The organism is Salinicola sp. 4072, from assembly GCF_036663415.1.
In the GTDB taxonomy this organism is placed as follows: domain Bacteria; phylum Pseudomonadota; class Gammaproteobacteria; order Pseudomonadales; family Halomonadaceae; genus Salinicola; species Salinicola salarius_A.
Genome location: NZ_JAXOVV010000014.1, coordinates 40,070 through 58,833, shown reverse-complemented (window position 1 = coordinate 58,833; position 18,764 = coordinate 40,070). Strand labels below are relative to the sequence as shown.

The following is an 18,764-nucleotide window of genomic DNA, read 5'->3' as shown; positions in this document are numbered from 1 at the left end:
CCATCACGTCATGCCAATCACCCCATATGGGTGACCAGCTTGGTGGTGAGATAGGCTTCCAGCGCTTCGCTGCCGCCTTCGGAACCGTAGCCGGAATCCTTGACGCCGCCGAAGGGAAGTTCAGGCAGCGCGATGCCCAGATGGTTGATGGTCAGCATGCCCGCTTCCAGGCGGTCGCTGAGCGCCTGGGCGGTCTTCGACGAGGCGGTGAAAGCGTAGGCGGCCAGCCCGAATGGCAGGCGGTTGGCCTCGGCCAGTGCCTCTTCCAGGTCGTCGAACGGAACCAGCAGCGCCAGCGGGCCGAACGGTTCTTCGTTCATGGCACGCATCTGCGGCGTCAGCCCGGTCAGTACCGTCGGTTCGAAGAAGTAACCGGGGCCGTCGGAGCCCTTGCCGCCGAGCTGGACGATCGCGCCCTGGCTGCGAGCATCGTCGATCAGGGCTTCCAGTGCCGGACGGCGGCGCTCGTTGGCCAGCGGCCCCATGGTCACCTCGGAGTCGAGTCCGTTGCCGACCTTGATCTCGCGGGCCAGGGCGACGAAGCGTTCGAGGAAGGTTTCGAACACGCCGCGTTGAATCAGGAAGCGGGTCGGCGAGACGCAGACCTGACCGGCATTGCGGAATTTCGAACCGACCAGAAGCCGTGCGGCCTGTTCGACATCGGCATCGTCGAAGACCAGCGCCGGCGCATGACCGCCCAGCTCCATGGTTGCGAGCTTCATGTGCTCGCCGGCCATGGCGGCCAGTTGCTTGCCGACCGGGGTGGAGCCGGTGAAGGTGACCTTGCGGATCGTCGGATGAGGAATCAGGTAGCTGGAAATTTCCGCCGGTACGCCGTAGACCAGACCGATGACGCCGGCCGGTACGCCGGCATCGGCGAAGGCGCGAATCAGCTCGGCGGGAGAGGCGGGCGTCTCTTCCGGTGCCTTGACGATGATCGAACAGCCGGTGGCGAGCGCCGAGGAGAGCTTGCGAACCACTTGGTTGATCGGGAAGTTCCACGGTGTGAAGGCCGCGACCGGGCCGACCGGCTGGCGGACGACACGCTGCTCGACGCCGGCTGCCCGGGCCGGCACGACGCGCCCGTAGGTTCGGCGGCCTTCTTCCGCCAGCCAGTCGATGGTATCGGCGGCGGCCAGGGTTTCGCCGCGCGCCTCGGCCAGCGGCTTGCCTTGTTCCTGGGTCATCAGCCGTGCGATGCCATCGGCGCGCTCGCGCAGCAGCTCGGCCGCCTTGCGCATGATCTTGTAGCGCTCGAACGCGGAAGTGGCGCGCCAGGTCTGGAAGCCGCGTTCGGCGGCGGCCAGGGCCACGTCGAGATCGCTGGTGGCGGCATGCGCGACCCGGCCGATCACTTCGCCGGTAGCCGGGTTGACCACATCGATCTGGCGGCCATCCTGGCCTTCGCGCCATTCGCCGTCGATATAGAGTTTTACGTCGGAGTAGGATCCTGCTTCGAGGGACATGCGATGCTCCTTATTGATGCGTTGTTTGTCGGTGCCATGCGTCGCCGTTCAGCCATCATAACCGTTCGACGCCGGCTATGGCGTCGTGCTGGCCCAACGCGCGGTCAGCGTACAGAAGAAGTCGATGTACTGGGTGTGGCCGCCGGGAAAGATCACGTCCAGCGTCAGCGGATCGTCGGCATCGCTGATCCCTTCCAGCGCCGGCCAGACATCGATGTCCGGATCCTCGGCATGGCGTGACAGCCGCTCGATATCCACCCCGGCGCGCCGCACTTCGCCGCCGCTGCTGTCGACGTAGAGCACCCGGTTGCCGCTGTCGAACGCGTCTCCCAGCTGCTGGACCAGGGTCAGGAAGCCGCGATCGCTGCCGCCGCGCTGGCGCTCGGCCTGCGGGTCGCCCGGCTGGACGAACGAGGTCACGGTATCCCCGACACCGACGATACGCGGCATCAGGGCGGGATCGAAATGCTCGCGAGCCAGCTGCAGCAGTGCGGCGTGGTCACGAGGCGCTTCCCGGGCGTTGAAGGTTTCGCCCAGCGGGTAGTGACCGGTATGGCGATGGTAGTAGCGGTTGAGTATGACCAGCACGCCGACTTCCTTGACGGCGCCACGCAACATCAGCTGGAAGTCGGTGGTGCCGGCGTTGCCGCCATCGTTGTCATCGTCGACGCTCTCCCGCAGGCGCTCGTTGCCTTGCGCGTCCCGGCCGGCATTGGGGGCATAGTGGATGAAAAAGGCGTCGTCGAGGCCGGCCAGACTGGCGGCTTCCAGGCGTTCGCGCATGAAGTCGGCAACGGCGATCTGCAGCGCTCGATAGCGCGCGGGAGTCTCCCGCCAATGACGGTAGAAGACGTTGAGGTTGAGTGTCGGCGACGCCAGGTTGTCGAGCACCGCGGCGGCGATCAGGTCGCGCCGCACGTCGGCCGGCAGGTCGTAAGGCGGCCGGGACAGCAGCGCGTCGAGAAAATCCTCGGCCTGGGCGGGAAACGCCTCGAGGAACGCCAGTTCGGCGTCGGTGACGCCGGGATGGCTGACGCTGCCGAAGCGGTCCTGCCACTGTACCCCGCCGGCCGCCAGGCCCGGTAGATAGCGACCCTGTTCGCCGGCGCGGTCGGGCGTCTCGAACAACGCCTCGACGATGCCGTTCACCCCGCGCGAGCCGATGTGCTCGCCGTTGGTCAACACGAAGAAGTGGCCGTCGAGCTGGCGCGCGGCATCGAGGTAACGGCGTTCCAGGCGTCGGGTCAGCGGGTCGCCGACCAGCCCCATGCAGACCCCGTCGAGATCCTGGATGATCAACAGGTTGTCGGTAGCCGCCAGTTCGTCCAGCAGGCTGGCGTGATCGAGAGAGAAGGGGCGAGTCGGGGGCATGGTCAACGTCTTGTTCGGAGGCGAATAGTGATGGCGCGGAAACCGCGGTTCGCCACTAGTATAACGTCAGGCTTCGAGACGAATAGCGGCGGTTTGCCCCGCCGGGAAGCCGCGACTAGGCTGCAGGAAGTCGCCATTGCCGTTTGTCGTCATCGGCAGGGTGCGACGACGGTGCTGGAAAGCTGGAAGGTAGTGCAGAAACGGCAAGACGCTCACGCCCGGATGGCGTGATGAGAGCCCGGTCAGGGCAACATTGACAAGGAGGCAACGATGTCCAGTCCCGAACACAAGCAGAAGATCTGGAAGCTGATCGAGAAGATCAAGGTCGGTATGTTGGTGACCCTCGACGACGGCGTGCCGCGCTCCCGCCCCATGCATCTGGTGCAGGATGCCTACGATGGCAAGCTCTGGTTCTATACGCGACGCAGCGCGGAGAAGACGTTCGAGGCGAAGGCCGATCAGGATGTCTGCCTCTCCTTTTCGGATCAGGATGACGGCATCTACGTCTCCCTGTCGGGTACGGCACGCCTCAACCATGATCCCGAGCTGATCGAAAAATACTGGAACCCGTTCGTGGCAGCCTGGTTTACCGGCGGCAAGGAGGATCCGGATCTCACCATGATGGAGATCGACGTCCATTTCGGCGAACACTGGCAGTCGCGGGAGAGCAAGACGTTCCAGCTCTATGAATTCGCCAAGGCGAACGTGAAGAAAGACCACCAGCCGAATGTCGGCGAGAACGAGAAGTTCGGTCACTGAGGCTGGCCGCCGCCAGCGTCCAACCGGCGCTGGCGGCTTTATGTATTCCGGATCATTGACAGTAGCGCGCCAAGTCAGGATAAAGAGTCCTCATTAGTCACATAGCGACCCCCCATGTTTCTGCTGACGGCATTCGTCGTTCTCTCGATCGGTTTCTCCTTTGTCTGTTCGGTGCTGGAGGCCGCGCTGCTTTCGCTGACGCCAAGCTATATCGCGCAGCTCAAGGACTCCCGCCCCAAGCTCCACGACAAGCTCAACAAGCTCAAGTCCAACATCGACCGCCCGCTGGCGGCGATTCTGACGCTCAACACCATCGCGCATACCGTTGGTGCCACCGGCGTCGGCGCGCAGGTGTCGATCGTGTTCGGCGACGCCCATGTGGCGATCGCCTCGGCGCTGATGACGTTCGGCATTCTGGTGTTCTCGGAGATCATTCCCAAGACCATTGGCGCAACTTACTGGCGAGCGCTGGCGCCGCTGCTGCCGCGTATCCTGAACATCATGGTGCGCACGCTGCTGCCGTTCATCTGGCTCTCCGAGATGATCACCAACCGTATCGCCAAGAACGAGAACGATGTCGACATGCGCGGCGAGATCAAGGCGCTGGCGCGTATCGGGCTCGACGAGAAAGCGCTGGATCCGGACGAGACCCGCACCATCACCAACATTCTCAACCTGCACGAGATCCCGGTGAAGAGCGTGATGACGCCGCGGACGGTGTGCGAGACGGTAACGCCCGACATGACCGTGGCCGAGTTCGATCAGCGTTACGGCAAGACCCAGTTCACGCGCTTTCCGGTCATGGATGGTGCCGAGGATGCGCTGGGTTACGTGCACAAGGCCGATACCTACCACGCCGAGGACGGAGAGACGCTGAAATCGCTGATGCATCCAGTGGCTATCGTCGATGAAGCCGATAGCGTCGAACACGTCTTCACCGCGATGCTCAAGGACCACAACCATCTGCGGGTGGTCTACGACGACCACGGCAACTGGGTGGGACTGATCACCATGGAAGACGTGATCGAGACGATCCTGGGGCAGGATATCGTCGACGAGACCGACAACGTGCATAACCTGCGCAAGTACGCCAAGCAGCGCTGGTTGAAGCGAATCAAACGAGGCGAATCCGCCCAGCCGCCGCCGGACTGATGCCGGCGGTGCGTTGTCCGGGGTGGCGTTTGCAATACCGCTCACCCCGGTTCTGGAGGCTTCTCCCGGCCATCTTCCGTCCCAGCCTTGTTTCCTGCCTTCCTTCGATAACGCACCACGCCTCCCATGATGCCTAGCCATGATGTCTCGCCATGCCGGCGTGGTCCGGGCGCCGTTCCCGAACCAAAACTGCCCGGGCTCGCCGACTTTCTCGCCAGGTCACTCGGCTCTGATTTGCGTGATCCATGCGCCTCACCGGTCGATGCCTAAAATCTCGGTCGATGCGGTCGATAGTAGTGGCAATGTAGTCAGAATTTAGGCACTTCATGCGCGTACTCACCGAACCGCCAATGGCTCGCAAAGCGCTCGACGAACAGTAAAAGGAACGCAGGACATGCCCCTATTTCGTTCGCCGCACCACCATGAAGCTGTGCTCGACGCGATTCATCGCGCCATGGCGGTCATCGAATTCTCCCTCGACGGCACCATTCTCTCCGCCAATACCAATTTTCTCGACATCACCGGATACCGTGCCGATGACTTGATCGGCCAGCACCATCGCCGGCTCTGCGATCCCGAGCTGATCGCGAGCCGGGAGTACGCGGCCTTCTGGGAGCGGCTGCGCCAGGGCGAGTTCATCACCGGGCGCTTCAAGCGCAGAACCTGCGACGGCCGCGCGCTGTGGCTGGAGGCCTCCTACAATCCGGTCATCGATCGCCATGGCAAGGTCATCCGGGTGGTCAAGACGGCGATCGACATTACCGCGCGGGTACGTGACGAGCAGGACATGCACAGTCGGCTCAGTGCCATCGACCGGTCCATGGCAATCATCGAGTTCACCCCCGACGGGTACATCCTCACCGCCAACGCCAATTTCCTGGGCACGGTGGGCTATGCACTCGACGAAATCCAGGGGAGGCATCATCGGATCTTCTGCGAGCGCGACTATGCCGCAGGCCAGGAGTACCACGATTTCTGGGCTCATCTGAACGCTGGCGAATTCATGACGGGGCAATTCAAGCGGCTCGACAAGCAAGGCCGGACGCTGTGGCTCGAAGCGAGCTACAACCCGGTCTTCGACGTCGAGGGGCGGCTCTACAAGGTGGTCAAGTTCGCCACCGACATCACCGACCGCGTGACACGTGAAAACGAAAGCACCCGGATGGCCTATCGCATCTCGTCGAATACGGAAACTTCCGCCAACGACGGCTCGCGCATCATCAACGAGACCATCACTGAAATTCGTCGTATCGCCAGTCAGGTCGCGACCACGTCGCAGCAGCTCGACACCCTGGCGCAGCGCTCGATCGACATCAATGCGGTGATCGAAAGCATTCGCGACATCGCCGAGCAGACCAACCTGCTGGCGCTCAACGCTGCCATCGAGGCGGCCCGCGCCGGTGAACACGGTCGGGGTTTCGCGGTGGTGTCCCACGAAGTACGCCAGCTGTCGATACGCACCTCGCAAGCCACCCGCGACATTGCCGCCACTATCGCCAGCCTGCGCAACCTCACCCAGGAGGTGAGCGGCGGCATGCAGGCCTGTCTGGGCAGCGTGGAAAACGGCGTCCGCATGGCGGGGGAAGCGGGCAATGCCATCGACAGAATTCGCGCCGGGGCCAACGACGTCGTCAGTGCCATCGCCCACGTTGCCTCCACCCTGCACGACCTCGAAGCCCAAAAGGATCCGGGAGCCGCGCCGGCCGCCACCATCGCCGGCCGCGGCTGAGATACCCGCTCCTTGCTGCTCCGGCCCGCCTGGCGGCGGCAATGGCCGGTCCCGCTCGAATCTGCGGGACATCTTCTCGCGGCTGCCGGCTGGGGGAGGCATTGCCAAACAATTATTAGCCAGCTACATTTTTGCCATCATTCATCTCAGGAACGCGTTCATGGCATCCCCCAAGCTTTTCACGCCGCTTACGCTCGGCGAGCTGGAACTTTCCAATCGCATCATCATTTCGCCAATGTGTCAGTACTCCGCCGATACGCATGGCAACATGACCGGCTGGCATACCATTCACCTCGGAAACCTGGCGCTCTCCGGCGCCGGGCTGCTGGTGATTGAGGCGTCGGCGGTCGCGGCGGAAGGGCGGATCACGCCGGGCGACGTGGGGCTCTATTCGGACGACAATGAACAGGCGATGGCGCGCATGCTCGAGTCCGTGCGTGCCCACTCGCCGATGCCGATCGGCATCCAGCTCGGCCACGCCGGCCGCAAGGCCTCCTGCCAGGCACCGTGGGAAGGCGGTGCGCAACTGGGGCTCGAGGAGGGCGGCTGGCAGACCGTGGCACCGTCCGGGGTTGCGTATCAGGACGATCAGCGTCCGCCGCAGGCGATGAGCCTCGACGACATCGAACGGCTCAAGGCAGACTTCGTTGCCGCGGCCAGGCGCGCCGACCGTCTCGGCTTCGAACTGATCGAGCTGCACGCCGCCCACGGCTATCTGCTGCACGAGTTCCTGTCGCCGATCTCCAACCAGCGAGACGACCAGTACGGCGGCAGCCTCGAAAACCGCATGCGGTTGATTCTCGAGATCTTCGATGCCGTTCGCGAGGTCTTCCCGAGCGAGAAGCCGGTGGGCATTCGCATCTCCGGCAGCGACTGGGTCGAAGGCGGCTGGGATCTGGAGGAGAGTGTCGTACTGGCTCGTGCGCTCGATGCCCGTGGCTGCAGCTTCATCGATTGCTCCGGCGGTGGTCTCGATCCGCGCCAGGCGCTCGATGTCGGCCCCAGCTATCAGGTACCGTTCGCGCGCCGCATGAAGCAGGAAGTCGCCATGCCGGTGATCGCGGTGGGATTGATTACCGAGCCGGAGCAGGCCGAAGGTATCGTGTTCAGCGGCGAGGCGGACGCCGTCGCCCTGGCACGCGGCATGCTCTACGATCCGCGCTGGCCGTGGCACGCCGCCGCCAGGCTCGGCGCCAGCGTCCACGCGCCGAAGCAGTATCTGCGCAGCCAGCCGCATACGCTCAAGCAGCTGTTCGAATGAGCCGGTAACAACGCCTTCGAGCGCCGCGCTGATCGCATCGACCACGCCCCGTATCGCTGCTGCGATACGGGGCGTGATGTATTCGGATGCGATGTTGTTTGGCGCCCTTTCTCTCGGTCCGCCTCACCGTTCAATGCTTTCCGCTCTCGAACGCTAGACCGTGTCCTCGATCCGCCAGTTGACCGGCACTTCGGCGATGCTGGCCGATGGTGGCAGTTCCAGCAGCAGGCGAACGATGCGTGCGACATCCTCGGGCTGGGTGACCTCCTCGGCATCGATATCGGCGCCAGCGGCCATGTCGGTGGCGACGAAACCGGGGCAGATCGCGGTGGCGCGCACACGCGTCTCCGCACTGCAGTGACGCAGGCCGTGGACGAACGCCTGTGCCGCGAACTTGCTCATGGCGTAGAGCCCCGACCCCGCCGAGCGCACCCGCTTGCCCGAGAGTGACACGATCGACACCACCTTGCCGCGTTCGGCGGCGACGAGGTGGGGCCAGGCCTGCTGCGTCAGCAGCATCGGCGCCTTGGCGTTGACCGCCATGACCCGGTCGAATTCGTCGCTGTCCGCTTCCAGCACCGAGGCGCGGCTGAGAATGCCGGCGTTGTTGACCAGCGCATCGATGCCGCCGAACACGCGTACCGTCTCCTCGACCCAGGACCGGGCGCTCTGCGAATCCAGCGCATCGTAGTGGCAGACCAGCCAGTCATTGCGCTCCGGACGTTCTGCGGGCTCGGTCCGACAACCGAGGCTGACGCGCCAGCCGGCGGCGTGAAGGGTCTCGGCGATGGCGGCACCGATGCCACGATTGGCACCGCTGACCATGACCACGGGGGCGTCGTTGGGCATCTCTGGTTCCTCGAGTTGAGACGGAAGGTGGCGGGCCGAGTAGCAGGCCGCCGACTTCCCAGTCAGCCTAGCGGGGCGTTGCCCATCCCGCGAGCGAAGCCGCCAGCGCGCGCCATGGCGATCGAAGAGCCCGCGTACCGGATGGAACGGCTCGTCGTAGAACAGCCGATAGGAGGCGCCGAGCAGGCGTCGGCGGCGTTCGAGCAGGGTGTCGTCGTGAGGGGCTGTCATGCGTGCGAGCCTCCTGCCATGATGGTGTCGTCGAGTGCCGCGGACAGGCGGCGCTCGCCATCCTGCAGAGAGCTCATAGATGCAAGACCTACCTTCTCCCGACTCTTTCCGCGGTATCGTGCATTTCGTCACCGCGGCAGATAGCCAAAGCTTTACAGAAGCTGCAGAGCGGCTGGGCATCACGAAGTCGGCTATCGGAAAGAGTATTACCCAGCTGGAGCAGAGGTTGGGGGCGCAGCTTTTTCACCGAACCACGCGGAAAAACAGTTTAACGACGGAGGGGGAGGCCTATCTGGCGAGTTGTTTGACTGCCCTGGAAACCCTTCGAGACGCGGAAAGGGCGTTGCATTCGAAGGCGATTGAACCCGCCGGTATCGTTCGAATCGATGTGCCGGCATTTTTCGGACGTTCGATCCTGATGCCCGTTCTGCTGCAGATGGCTGAACACCACCCTCAACTGAAGCTGACGATCACATTCAACGACCAGATCATCGATCCTGTTGATGCCGGCTTCGACCTGGCTATCCGTTACGGCATCGTGAAAGATAGTACCGACCTGGTTGCCAAAAGACTCAACCATCAGAGGCTGGCGATCTGTGCCGCTCCGGAATACCTGGAGAAGCATGGCATCCCAGAAACCCTGGAAGCGTTGGACTCACACAGGTTGATCATGGCGTGGCGGAAAGGGGCGCCGCTAAGCTGGCTGGTAAAAGATATCAACGGACGTGACATCAGGTTCAAGCCTACCCCTTTTCATCAGATAAGCGACGGCGATGCCATGGTCGACGCCTGCGTTGCGGGCGCAGGTATCATTCAGTTTCCTGAACCACTATTGCGCCCCAAGATCGACCGGGGGCAGCTGATCAAAATTCTTCCAGAACTGGAACCTGCCCCCATCGAATTGAACATTATATGGCCGCGCTCACGATATCTATTGCCGGGTGTTCGCTTCGTGATAGACGAGCTGTTCTCGATGGCGCAATCCAATGCGTTTGATTGAGCTTCGTGATCCTGGGCTCGGCATGGCGTGGTTATGTATCGGTAAGTCCAGTTTTGATAATACCAAGAGAAGTCTGCTCGGTTTGTTTCACAAGCGGTAATGTTGATCGCAAAGGCACTCGTTCAGGCCCGCCAATCGATTGTAGTGTTTCGTTCTACTCTGAGTCGCCCAGCAATGCCTTTATCAAAAACCTCTTCACGTCTAAGGTCCTACTCACCCTGAGTTTGACCATTGATTTTGCCATTGGAGAGAATGCTATGCCTGTCGTAAATATCCAGATGTTCGAAGGGCGTGATGAAGGAAAGGCCGCGATTGCCAAAGCCGTGACCGATGCAATCGTTCAGCATGGCAACGTCGACCCGCAGTATGTCTACGTCATTTTCAATGATGTAAAAATGGATGACTGGGCTATCTCCGGGGAGCTCTTTTCCGAAACGCTTAAAAAGCACAGTTAGCCATTCTCTCTGCTTTAAATATCAAAAAGATCCATTGTGCCGCTGTTTTTCACAGCGGCTTTTCAGGTTGCAGCCATGTCGGGGTAACTTGTCTGGTACATGGCTGTCGTCGTGAATGGACGCTATTTGCCAGCAAGCGATCATGAGCCTCCGGCCGCGTTCGCCTCCCTTCTCGCCGTACGCCGGCTGGAAACGACGAAGGCGATGCCGAAGACGATCGAGAACAGCAGCACGATGGTCGGCGCCGGCGCGCTGTCGATGAAGAACGAGAGGTAGACACCGAGAAAGGCGATGATGGCGGACAGTGTCACCGAGAGCAGCAGCATGGTGGCGAAGCGACAGGCCAGCAGGAAGGCGATGGCGCCGGGCGCGATCAGCAGTGCAATGGCCAGGATGATGCCCGCCGCTTTCAAGGCGCCGACGATGGTCAGCGAGATCAGGCAGAGCAGGCCGTAGTGCAGTGCCCGGGTTCGCAGGCCCACCGCCCGGGCCTGGGTCGGGTCGAAGGCGTGGAGCAGGAAGTCTTTCCACTTCAGGCCGATGATACCGACGGTGATCAGGGCGATCAGCGCCGATTCCCCAATATCGCGCCAGGCGACCCCGAGGATGTCGCCGAACAGGATGTGGTCGAGATGCACCGTCGTCTGGATCTTGACGTAGAGCACCAGGCCGACACCGAACATGCCGGCGTAGACGATGCCCATCACCGTGTCCTGCTTGATCCGGCTGTTCTCCTCGAGGAAGCCGGTCGTGACGGCGCAGAACATGCCGGCGATGAAGGCGCCGATGGCGTAGGGAATGCCGACGAGATAGGCAATCACCACGCCCGGGAAGACGGCATGGGAGATGGCATCCCCCATCAGCGACCAGCCCTTGAGCACCAAAAAGCAGGAGAGCAGGGCCATCGGCACGGTGACCAGCACGGCGATGATCATGGCGTTGACCATGAAGCCGAACTGGAACGGCATCAGCAGCGTATCGAGCCAGCTCATGGGCGCGGCTCCCTGTCGGGCTCTTGCGATTCTGATAGAGGCGATGGCGGTTGGCGCGCTGGCTCACGTGCCAGCGACGCTGCGGCACGGCGTCTTGCCGCCAGCATGCCGTGCTTGGGCGCGAAGGCGAACGCGATCAGGAAGATAAACGTCTGCAGTACGACGATGATGCCGCCGGTGGCGCCGTCGAGAAAATAGCTGGCGTAGGCGCCAACGAAGCTGGTCAGCGTGCCGATCGCCACCGCGATGACCAGCAGTCGCGGGAAGCGGTCGCTCAGCAGGTAGGCCGTGGCTCCCGGGGTGATGACCATGCAGATCACCAGAAAGGCGCCTACCGTCTGCAGGGCCGCGACGGTCGATGCCGCCAGCAGGGTGAAGAACAGGATCTTGAGCGCGGTGGGGTTGAGCCCGATCGAGCGGGCGTGGCTCTCGTCGAAGAACGTCACCATCAGATCCTTCCACTTGGCCAGCAGGATGACCAGCGACGCCACGCCGATCGCCACCAGTTGCAGCGTGTCGGCGGGCGTGATCGCCAGGATGTTGCCGAGCACGATGGTCTGGATGTTCACCGAGGTCGGCGACAGCGAGACCATGAACAGCCCCAGGCCGAAGAACGAGGAGAAGATCAGCCCGATGATGACGTCCTCTTTCAGCTTGCTGCGCTGATTGAGAAACAGCATCGCCGCCGAGGCGAGCCCGCCGGCAAGGAAGGCGCCGAGCGAAAACGGCAGGCCCAGCATGTAGGCGCCGGCAACGCCGGGCACGATCGAATGCGACAGCGCATCGCCGATCAGCGACCAGCCCTTGAGCATCAGGTAGCAGGAGAGAAACGCGCAGACGCCGCCGACCAGCGCCGACACCCACATCGCGTTGCGCATGTAGCCGTAGCCGAAGGGCTCGACTAGCTGGCCGAAGGGCTCCAGCAGCAGGCCGGAAGGCATGAGCAGGGCTTCCATCAGCGGGGGACTCCCTCGCCGCCTTGGCGCCGCGCGGCGATGCCGTTCTGCAGCACCAGCGGTCGCTCGTCGTCGGTGAACACGCCCACGGCGTGGGGTGACGCGCCGGCCGGCTGGGATTGATCGAGCACGAAATGGCGTAGCACGCCGCCGAAGGCGCGTTCCAGGTTGCGCTGGGTGAAGATCTCGTCGGTGGGGCCGTAGGCGAGTACCGTGCCCTTGATCATCACCGTCCGGTCGCAGAACTCCGGCACCGAGCCGAGATTGTGGGTCGAGACCAGCATCACGCGGCCCTCGGCGCGCAGCTCGCGCAGCAGCTGAATGATCTGATCCTCGGTCTGGACATCGACGCCGGTGAACGGCTCGTCGAGCAGGATCACCCGGCTATCCTGGGCCAGCGCGCGGGCCAGGAAGACGCGCTTCTTCTGGCCGCCGGAGAGCTCGCCGATCTGGCGCTGGCGGAACTCGCTCATGTTGACGCGTTCCAGCGCGGTGGCGACCGCCTCGTGGTCGGCCCGCCCGGGAATCCGCAGCATCCCCATGTGGCCGTAGCGGCCCATCATCACCACGTCTTCGACCAGCACCGGGAAGTTCCAGTCGACCTCTTCCGACTGCGGCACGTAGGCGATCAGGTTGCGCTTGAGCGCTTCACGCGCTGACAGGCCCAGCACGCGTATCTCGCCCCGAGCCAGGCGCACGAAGCCCATGATCGCCTTGAACAGCGTCGACTTGCCGGAACCGTTCACGCCCACCAGCGCGGTGATCGTGCCAGTGGGGATCTCGAAGCTGGTATCGCGCAGCGCGGTATGACCGTTGCGGTAGGTCACGGCGGCATCGACGACGCGGATGCCGGCGCCGGCCTCTTCACGATCGATGGACGTCTGCTCGGGGCCGGTGGGTTTGGCCTCGGCCGTGGTCGTGTCTGCATGAATCGTCATGATGAAGCCCCTCGGGTCAGGCCTTTCACGATCGCCTCCGAAGTGACGCGCAGCAGGTCGATATAGGTCGGCACCGGGCCGTCGGGTTCGCTGAGCGAGTCGACGTAGAGCACGCCGCCATAACGGATGCCGGTCTCGCGGGCGACCTGCTGCGCCGGTTTGTCGGAAACCGTGCTCTCGCTGAAGATCGCCGGAATGTCGTTGGCGCGGATCACATCGATGACTTCGCGAACCTGCTGTGGCGTGCCTTGCTGATCGGCGTTGATCGGCCACAGATAGCGCTCTTTCAGGCCGAAATCCCGCGCCAGGTAGGAGAACGCGCCTTCGCTCGTCACCAGCCAGCGATCCTGCTCCGGGATCCGCGCCAGCGACTCGCGGATGGGCGCGAAGGCGGCTTCGATCTCGTGCTTGTAACGCTCGGCGTTGTTGCGGTAGATCTCGGCATTGGCGGGGTCGTGCTCGACGAACGCATCGCGGATGTTGTCGACGTAGATCAACGCGCTCGTCGGCGACATCCACGCATGCGGGTTGGGCTTGCCATCGTAGGGGCCCTCGGCGATGCCGATCGGCTCGATGCCATCAGACACGACGACGCTCGGGACATCGCTGAGATTGCGGAAGAAGCGTTCGAACCAGCGCTCCAGATCGAGCCCGTTCCACAGGATCATGTCCGCATCCTGGGCGCGGAGGATGTCGCGCGGCGTCGGCGCGTAATTGTGGATCTCGGCGCCCGGCCGCGTGATCGACTCGACGATGGCCGCGTCCCCGGCCACGTTCTGCGCCATGTCCGCGATCACCGTGAAGGTGGTCACGGCCTTGAACTTGTCCTGGCTCACGTCTTTCCCGGTGTCCTGCGCGCTGGCGGACATCGACAGCAAAACCAGCGCGGCGGTCGCCAGGAGCATCCAGCGGCGGTGCATCAGCCTCGGCATATGACTTTCCTCGATCGACAGGGAAACGGCGGCAGAGCCGCGGATTCGGAATCGTCCGCTATTCCCGTTGCTTCGATAGCGAACCGTTAGCGCGATTGCTTTTTATACCCTGGTTAAACAGTATTCCTTTGGTTTCGATTTATAGCACCGGTTGATTCGGCTGTGAAGTCGAGCAACGGCGACAAACGCAAAGGACAGACGCAAAAAGAAGAACGAGGCGAGACAAGGAGCGGGGCGGGAAAGTCATCAAGCCGGCACGGAGCCGGTAAAGGAAGAGCCGGTAAAACATAGAAGCGCGCGCTGGGTAACGCACGCCCCGCAAGAATCGAAGTTCAGAGCTGCGCCAGCAGCTGCCGGCAATCCTGATGATGCCAATCGGCGAGTGCCGGCCAGCGGTTCTCCGCCACGTTGACCAGAATCGTGCGGGTACCGGCGGCCCGACCACATTCGAGATCCAGCCGGCTGTCGCCCACCATCACGACCTGCGAGGGCGCCACTTGCCAGCGGCGGATGAAATGATCGAGCCCGCCGGCGTGCGGCTTGGGCGGCGCCTCGTCGCGACCGAGCACCTCGTCGGCGGCAAAACAGTCGCCCAGGCCGATCGCTTTCAGCGTGATGTGCGCCAGCTCCTTGGCGTTGCGGGTCAGAATGCCGAGGCGGCAGCCGCGCTCGCAGAGCGCCTGAACCAGTTCGACCGCGCCGGTCGCGGCGGTGGAACGCATGGCGAGTTCCCGTTCGTGCTCGAGCAGCCAGGCGTGCTTGGCGTCGTGCTCGGCGGCGGGCAGCGTCTCCAGATGATGCAGAATATCGGCGCCATCCGGAATCTCCAGCGTGCGCCGGATCGCCGGAAAGTCATGCACGCCGACGGTCAGCGTGCCATCCATGTCGAAGACCCAGTGGGTCAGTGTCTTGAGTTTGGCGGAAGGCATGGGATGGGGAACCCAGATCGAGAGAAGGCTTCATCCTACCTGCCCAAGCAGCCAATGCCAGACCCGGATGCCAGATTGACGATCGCTTGATCAGAGCCCCTCCCGCTGCCGAAACATCTCTCCGACCCGCTGCTGGGCAATGCCGATGTGATAGTCGAGCGCGGCTTCACAGGCGTCGGGATCCCGCGTGCGCAGCGCTTCGATGATCGGCTCGTGGGTATCGGCGACGCGCAGGGCGTCATCGTAGAGCTGGCCGATCAGCAGGATGCAGAAGCGCATCTCGTGGCACAGCTCGTCGAACACCCGCACCAGCCGTTGGTTGCCACTGAACTCGCACAGCATGCGATGAAAGGCGACGTCTTCCTCGATCTGCTGCACGGCGGTGCCTTCCCGGGCGACCCGGCGCATGGTCTCGAGCTGGGCGTTGAGCGCCGTTTCCATCTCCGTGGTCAGCTTGCCGGCAAGCAGGCGAATGGCGTGACGCTCGAGGCACAGGCGCAGGTCGTAGACGTCATCGAGCTCCACGGCGTTGAAGGTGCGCACGAAGAAGCCGCGTCGCGGCTGCGACACCAGCATGCCGCGGCTCTCGAGCAGGCGGGCCGCCTCGCGAACCGGCGCCCGGCTGACGCCGAAGTCTCGCGCCAGCTGCGCTTCGGCCAGATGCGCGCCCGGCGAGAAGTCTCCCTTCAACAAGGCCTCCGTCAGCATGTCGGCGATCTGATTGACCAGATCGCGCTGCTGGATGGTGGCAAATCCCCGCGTGGTCGTCGTCATGTCATCTCGATTGGCTGGCGGTTACCGACCGTTGCACTATCGCCTAAATCGCTCTTCGGGTCGACTGTCGAGTGTCGACAGTTTGGAGATTGCCTGATAGGTTAGGGTCAAGCTGGTGGTGATGAGCGCAACGCTGGTTCTTGTCGCCATGACAGGTGCCGTCGAATGCTCTCAAGGCGCCCGGCATTCACACCGCCACGGACATATCGCCACGGCAACAAGAACACCGAGCTCCCGGAGAAGACCGACGATGGACATGACCACCGATGCCCCGACGCGCGCAGCGCAATCCGATGCGCGCCGTGACCTGGCGGCTGCCTACCGGCTGATTGCCCACTTCGGCCTGGATGACAGCATCTACACGCATATTTCCGCGCGGGCCGAGGCTGGCAAGGAGCACTTCCTGATCAACCCGTACGGCTATCGCTTCGAGGAAGTCACCGCGGCCAATCTGGTCACCATCGATCTCGAGGGCAACGTGATCGACGATCCGGAAAGCGCAGGCATCAACAAGGCCGGCTTCACCATCCACAGCGCGATCCACGAGGCGCGACCGGACGTGCACTGTGTGTTGCACACGCATTCGGTGGCCGGCGTCGCGGTCTCCTGTCTGGAAGAGGGCCTGCTGCCATTGAACCAGTGGTCGATGGAGTTTCACGGCCGCACCGCCTATCACGACTACGAGGGCATTGCGCTGGATCTGGCCGAGCGAGAACGCCTGGTGGCCGATCTCGGCGACAAGCCGATCATGGTGCTGCGCAACCACGGCATGCTGGTGTGCGGGCGCACGGTGGGGGAAGCATTCCGGCGCATGTACAACCTGGAGCGCAGTTGCCAGGCGCAGCTCGCCCTGATGGGCAGCGGCATGGAGATCCGCCGGGTCGACCCCGCCCTGGCCGAGCATACCGCCCGGCAGTACGAGCAGTGGGATGCGGATCACGGCGTGGTCGATCACGATCCGGAGTGGGAGGCGTACCTGCGCCTGTTGAAGCGCATTCAGCCCGATTTCGAGGGCTGCCCCGAATTGGAGACAAGAAAGCGCTCGGGCATGCAGCGTTAAAAATCGAGTGGAACACCAGCCCGGTCCGTTTCGCCGACTTTCGCTTGGCTACGCGCCCCGGCCTGACCTTCGCGCGCTGCCGTCAGTCACTATGGTTATCGAGCACAGCGGTGACGCCGATCGTCGCTCTGCCAGCGGTTGAAGATTCTACAAATCCAATAACACAAGAGACCTGCCATGACCCTGCTATCGTCCGTGACCGGCCGTCTGACGGCGGCCGCCTTGTTGGTGACTCTGGCTGCGCCAGCCTCGGCGCAGGAAACCCCGCAAGCCGGCGGCGTCGCCAATGTCGCCATCCAGCCGGAGCCGCCGGGCTTGATGCTGCCGCTGGTACAGAACGCGCCCACCCAGCGTGTCGCCGGCAACATCTTCGAAGGCCTTCTGCGCTACGACACCGATCTCGAGCCGATGCCGCAACTGGCGGAGTCGTGGGAGATCAGCGATGACGGCCTGACCTACACTTTCCACCTCCATCCGGACGTGAAGTGGCACGACGGCGAGGCCTTCACGTCCGCCGACGTCGTGTTCTCCGCCGATGTCTTCCTGCGCGAGACCAACCCCCGCACCCGAGCGATCCTCGACCATGTGAAGAGCATCGAGGCCCCGGATGACAACACCGTCGTCTTTACCCTCAAGCAGCCGTTCCCGGCCTTCATCCAGGCCTTCGAGGTCGGCACGCTGCCGATGGTGCCCAAGCACATCTACGAAGGCACCGATTTCTACAACAACCCGGCCAACAACCATCCGATCGGCACCGGCCCGTTCGAATTCGCCAAGTGGGATCGCGGCTCGGTGATCGAGCTGGACAAGAACCCGGACTACTACGAAGCCGGCAAGCCCTATCTCGACAAGATCTACTGGCACGTGATTCCGGATGCGGCGTCCCGCGCGGCAGCCTATGAGAACGGCACGCTCAATATCATGCCGGCGGGTTCGGTGGAGAACTTCGACATCCCGCGCCTTGCCGAGATGGAAGGCAGCTGCATGACGGAATCGGGGAACGAATATTTCAACCCGTTCGCCATGCTGTGGCTCAACAACCGCGAGGGGCCGACCGCCGACAAGCGCTTCCGCCAGGCGGTGATGTACGCCCTCGATCGGGAATTCGCCAGGAACGTGTTGTGGAACGGCCTGGGCAAGGTGCCGAGCGGCCCGTTCAACTCGACGCTGGCCTCGCACGACGATGATCTCGAACCCTATCCCTACGATCCGGACAAGGCCGAGGAACTGCTCGACGAGATGGGCTACGACGGCGAGCCGGTGCGCCTGCTGCCATTGCCCTACGGCGAAACCTGGACCCGCTGGGGCGAGGCCGTGCGTCAGAATCTCGAGGACGTGGGCATCAACGTCGAGACCGAATCTTCCGACGTGGCAGGCTGGAACCAGAAGATCAGCGACTGGGACTACGACATCGCCTTTACCTATCTCTTCCAGTATGGCGATCCGTCACTGGGCATCGCGCGCACCTACATTTCCAGCAACATCGCCAAGGGGTCGCCCTGGAACAACGTCGAGGGCTACGCGAACCCGAAGGTCGACGAACTATTCGCCAACGCGGCGGTGGAGAACGATCCGGAAAAACGTCAGGCGATGTACGACGAAGTGCAGCAGATCCTGCACGACGACGTGCCGCTGGCGTGGATCATGGAGCTGGCCCAGCCGACCATCTATCGCTGCAACGTGCATGATCTGATCACCACGGGGATCGGCCTCAACGACGGCTTCAAGAACGCCTGGATCGAGCAGTCGGGAAGCAATGACTAAATGCCTGCGCATGCGGATCGCATCGTTACGCGGTACTGGTGCGCCAGCCCGGTCAAGGCTCGCCTAACTCCAAGTTATGTCTCGCCTTCTCCGTTCCGGGCGCCTTGCGCTCCATCATGCTCGGCGATTTATTCAGCGCTTCCTTA

The 18,764-nt window shown here is 63.1% G+C and carries 17 protein-coding genes; 8 read left to right on the top strand and 9 right to left on the bottom strand.

The genetic code is table 11. From position 1 onward, the window contains the following. Nucleotides 1-17: 17 nt before the first annotated feature. Entirely contained in the window at nucleotides 18-1,466 is a 1,449-nt protein-coding gene (locus R3F72_RS11015) for an NAD-dependent succinate-semialdehyde dehydrogenase (protein WP_332779646.1), read from the bottom strand. Nucleotides 1,467-1,541: 75 nt separating this feature from the next. Beyond that, the gene (gene stpA / locus R3F72_RS11010) at nucleotides 1,542-2,837 is read right to left on the bottom strand and encodes a glucosylglycerol 3-phosphatase (protein WP_332779645.1); all 1,296 of its coding nucleotides are present in this window, start codon (nucleotides 2,835-2,837) and stop codon (nucleotides 1,542-1,544) included. Nucleotides 2,838-3,107: 270 nt separating this feature from the next. Between stpA and R3F72_RS11005 the strand changes: the two genes are divergently transcribed. From R3F72_RS11005 to R3F72_RS10990, 4 genes are all read left to right on the top strand, one after another. Then, complete coding sequence (locus R3F72_RS11005; protein WP_087718564.1) at nucleotides 3,108-3,596, top strand: pyridoxamine 5'-phosphate oxidase family protein; 489 nt, start codon at nucleotides 3,108-3,110, stop codon at nucleotides 3,594-3,596. 114 nt (nucleotides 3,597-3,710) lie between these two features. Continuing rightward, entirely contained in the window at nucleotides 3,711-4,748 is a 1,038-nt protein-coding gene (locus R3F72_RS11000; RefSeq protein ID WP_087718563.1) for a CNNM domain-containing protein, read from the top strand. A 394-nt stretch (nucleotides 4,749-5,142) separates the two neighbouring features. After that, nucleotides 5,143-6,477 (top strand): methyl-accepting chemotaxis protein, encoded by a 1,335-nt coding sequence (locus tag R3F72_RS10995; RefSeq protein WP_332779644.1) that lies wholly within the window; start codon nucleotides 5,143-5,145, stop codon nucleotides 6,475-6,477. A gap of 160 nt (nucleotides 6,478-6,637) precedes the next feature. Next, nucleotides 6,638-7,738: an NADH:flavin oxidoreductase/NADH oxidase gene (locus R3F72_RS10990; protein ID WP_087718561.1), complete on the top strand. Its 1,101-nt coding sequence runs from the start codon at nucleotides 6,638-6,640 to the stop codon at nucleotides 7,736-7,738. A gap of 153 nt (nucleotides 7,739-7,891) precedes the next feature. On the opposite strand, the gene R3F72_RS10985 is transcribed toward R3F72_RS10990, so the two are convergent. Then, the gene (locus tag R3F72_RS10985; RefSeq protein ID WP_332779643.1) at nucleotides 7,892-8,818 is read right to left on the bottom strand and encodes an SDR family NAD(P)-dependent oxidoreductase; all 927 of its coding nucleotides are present in this window, start codon (nucleotides 8,816-8,818) and stop codon (nucleotides 7,892-7,894) included. A gap of 79 nt (nucleotides 8,819-8,897) precedes the next feature. Here R3F72_RS10985 and R3F72_RS10980 point away from each other — a divergent pair, with 79 nt between their 5' ends. Together R3F72_RS10980 and R3F72_RS10975 are read left to right on the top strand one after the other, a co-directional pair. Further along, nucleotides 8,898-9,818 carry a LysR family transcriptional regulator gene (locus tag R3F72_RS10980; protein ID WP_332779642.1) on the top strand — a complete coding sequence of 307 codons (921 nt, stop codon included), beginning with the start codon at nucleotides 8,898-8,900 and terminating at the stop codon, nucleotides 9,816-9,818. Nucleotides 9,819-9,823: 5 nt separating this feature from the next. Then, nucleotides 9,824-10,273, top strand: a complete 450-nt coding sequence (locus R3F72_RS10975; protein ID WP_256961159.1) for a tautomerase family protein — start codon at nucleotides 9,824-9,826, stop codon at nucleotides 10,271-10,273. Nucleotides 10,274-10,413: 140 nt separating this feature from the next. Here the strand turns inward: R3F72_RS10975 and R3F72_RS10970 are convergent, their stop codons facing one another. The 6 genes from R3F72_RS10970 to R3F72_RS10945 form a co-directional block, all read right to left on the bottom strand. After that, complete coding sequence (locus R3F72_RS10970) at nucleotides 10,414-11,265, bottom strand: metal ABC transporter permease (protein ID WP_087718558.1); 852 nt, start codon at nucleotides 11,263-11,265, stop codon at nucleotides 10,414-10,416. Next, nucleotides 11,262-12,221 (bottom strand): metal ABC transporter permease, encoded by a 960-nt coding sequence (locus tag R3F72_RS10965; RefSeq protein WP_332779641.1) that lies wholly within the window; start codon nucleotides 12,219-12,221, stop codon nucleotides 11,262-11,264. Before R3F72_RS10965 ends, R3F72_RS10970 begins: the two co-directional genes overlap by 4 nt. Next, entirely contained in the window at nucleotides 12,221-13,159 is a 939-nt protein-coding gene (locus tag R3F72_RS10960) for a manganese/iron ABC transporter ATP-binding protein (protein WP_332779640.1), read from the bottom strand. The genes R3F72_RS10965 and R3F72_RS10960 overlap by 1 nt, the downstream gene beginning before the upstream one ends. Then, complete coding sequence (locus tag R3F72_RS10955) at nucleotides 13,156-14,091, bottom strand: metal ABC transporter substrate-binding protein (RefSeq protein WP_303853727.1); 936 nt, start codon at nucleotides 14,089-14,091, stop codon at nucleotides 13,156-13,158. Before R3F72_RS10955 ends, R3F72_RS10960 begins: the two co-directional genes overlap by 4 nt. A 332-nt stretch (nucleotides 14,092-14,423) precedes the next feature. After that, a complete protein-coding gene (locus R3F72_RS10950; RefSeq protein ID WP_332779639.1) occupies nucleotides 14,424-15,020 on the bottom strand; it encodes an HAD family hydrolase in 597 nt (198 codons plus the stop codon). Between the two features lie 90 nt (nucleotides 15,021-15,110). Next, nucleotides 15,111-15,794 (bottom strand): GntR family transcriptional regulator, encoded by a 684-nt coding sequence (locus R3F72_RS10945; protein ID WP_332779638.1) that lies wholly within the window; start codon nucleotides 15,792-15,794, stop codon nucleotides 15,111-15,113. 250 nt (nucleotides 15,795-16,044) lie between these two features. On the opposite strand from R3F72_RS10945, the gene R3F72_RS10940 reads away from it, so the two are divergent. Together R3F72_RS10940 and R3F72_RS10935 are read left to right on the top strand one after the other, a co-directional pair. Beyond that, complete coding sequence (locus R3F72_RS10940) at nucleotides 16,045-16,854, top strand: class II aldolase/adducin family protein (RefSeq protein WP_442978345.1); 810 nt, start codon at nucleotides 16,045-16,047, stop codon at nucleotides 16,852-16,854. A gap of 177 nt (nucleotides 16,855-17,031) precedes the next feature. Further along, nucleotides 17,032-18,618, top strand: coding sequence for an ABC transporter substrate-binding protein (locus R3F72_RS10935; protein WP_332779637.1), 1,587 nt, complete (start codon nucleotides 17,032-17,034; stop codon nucleotides 18,616-18,618). Nucleotides 18,619-18,764: the final 146 nt, after the last annotated feature.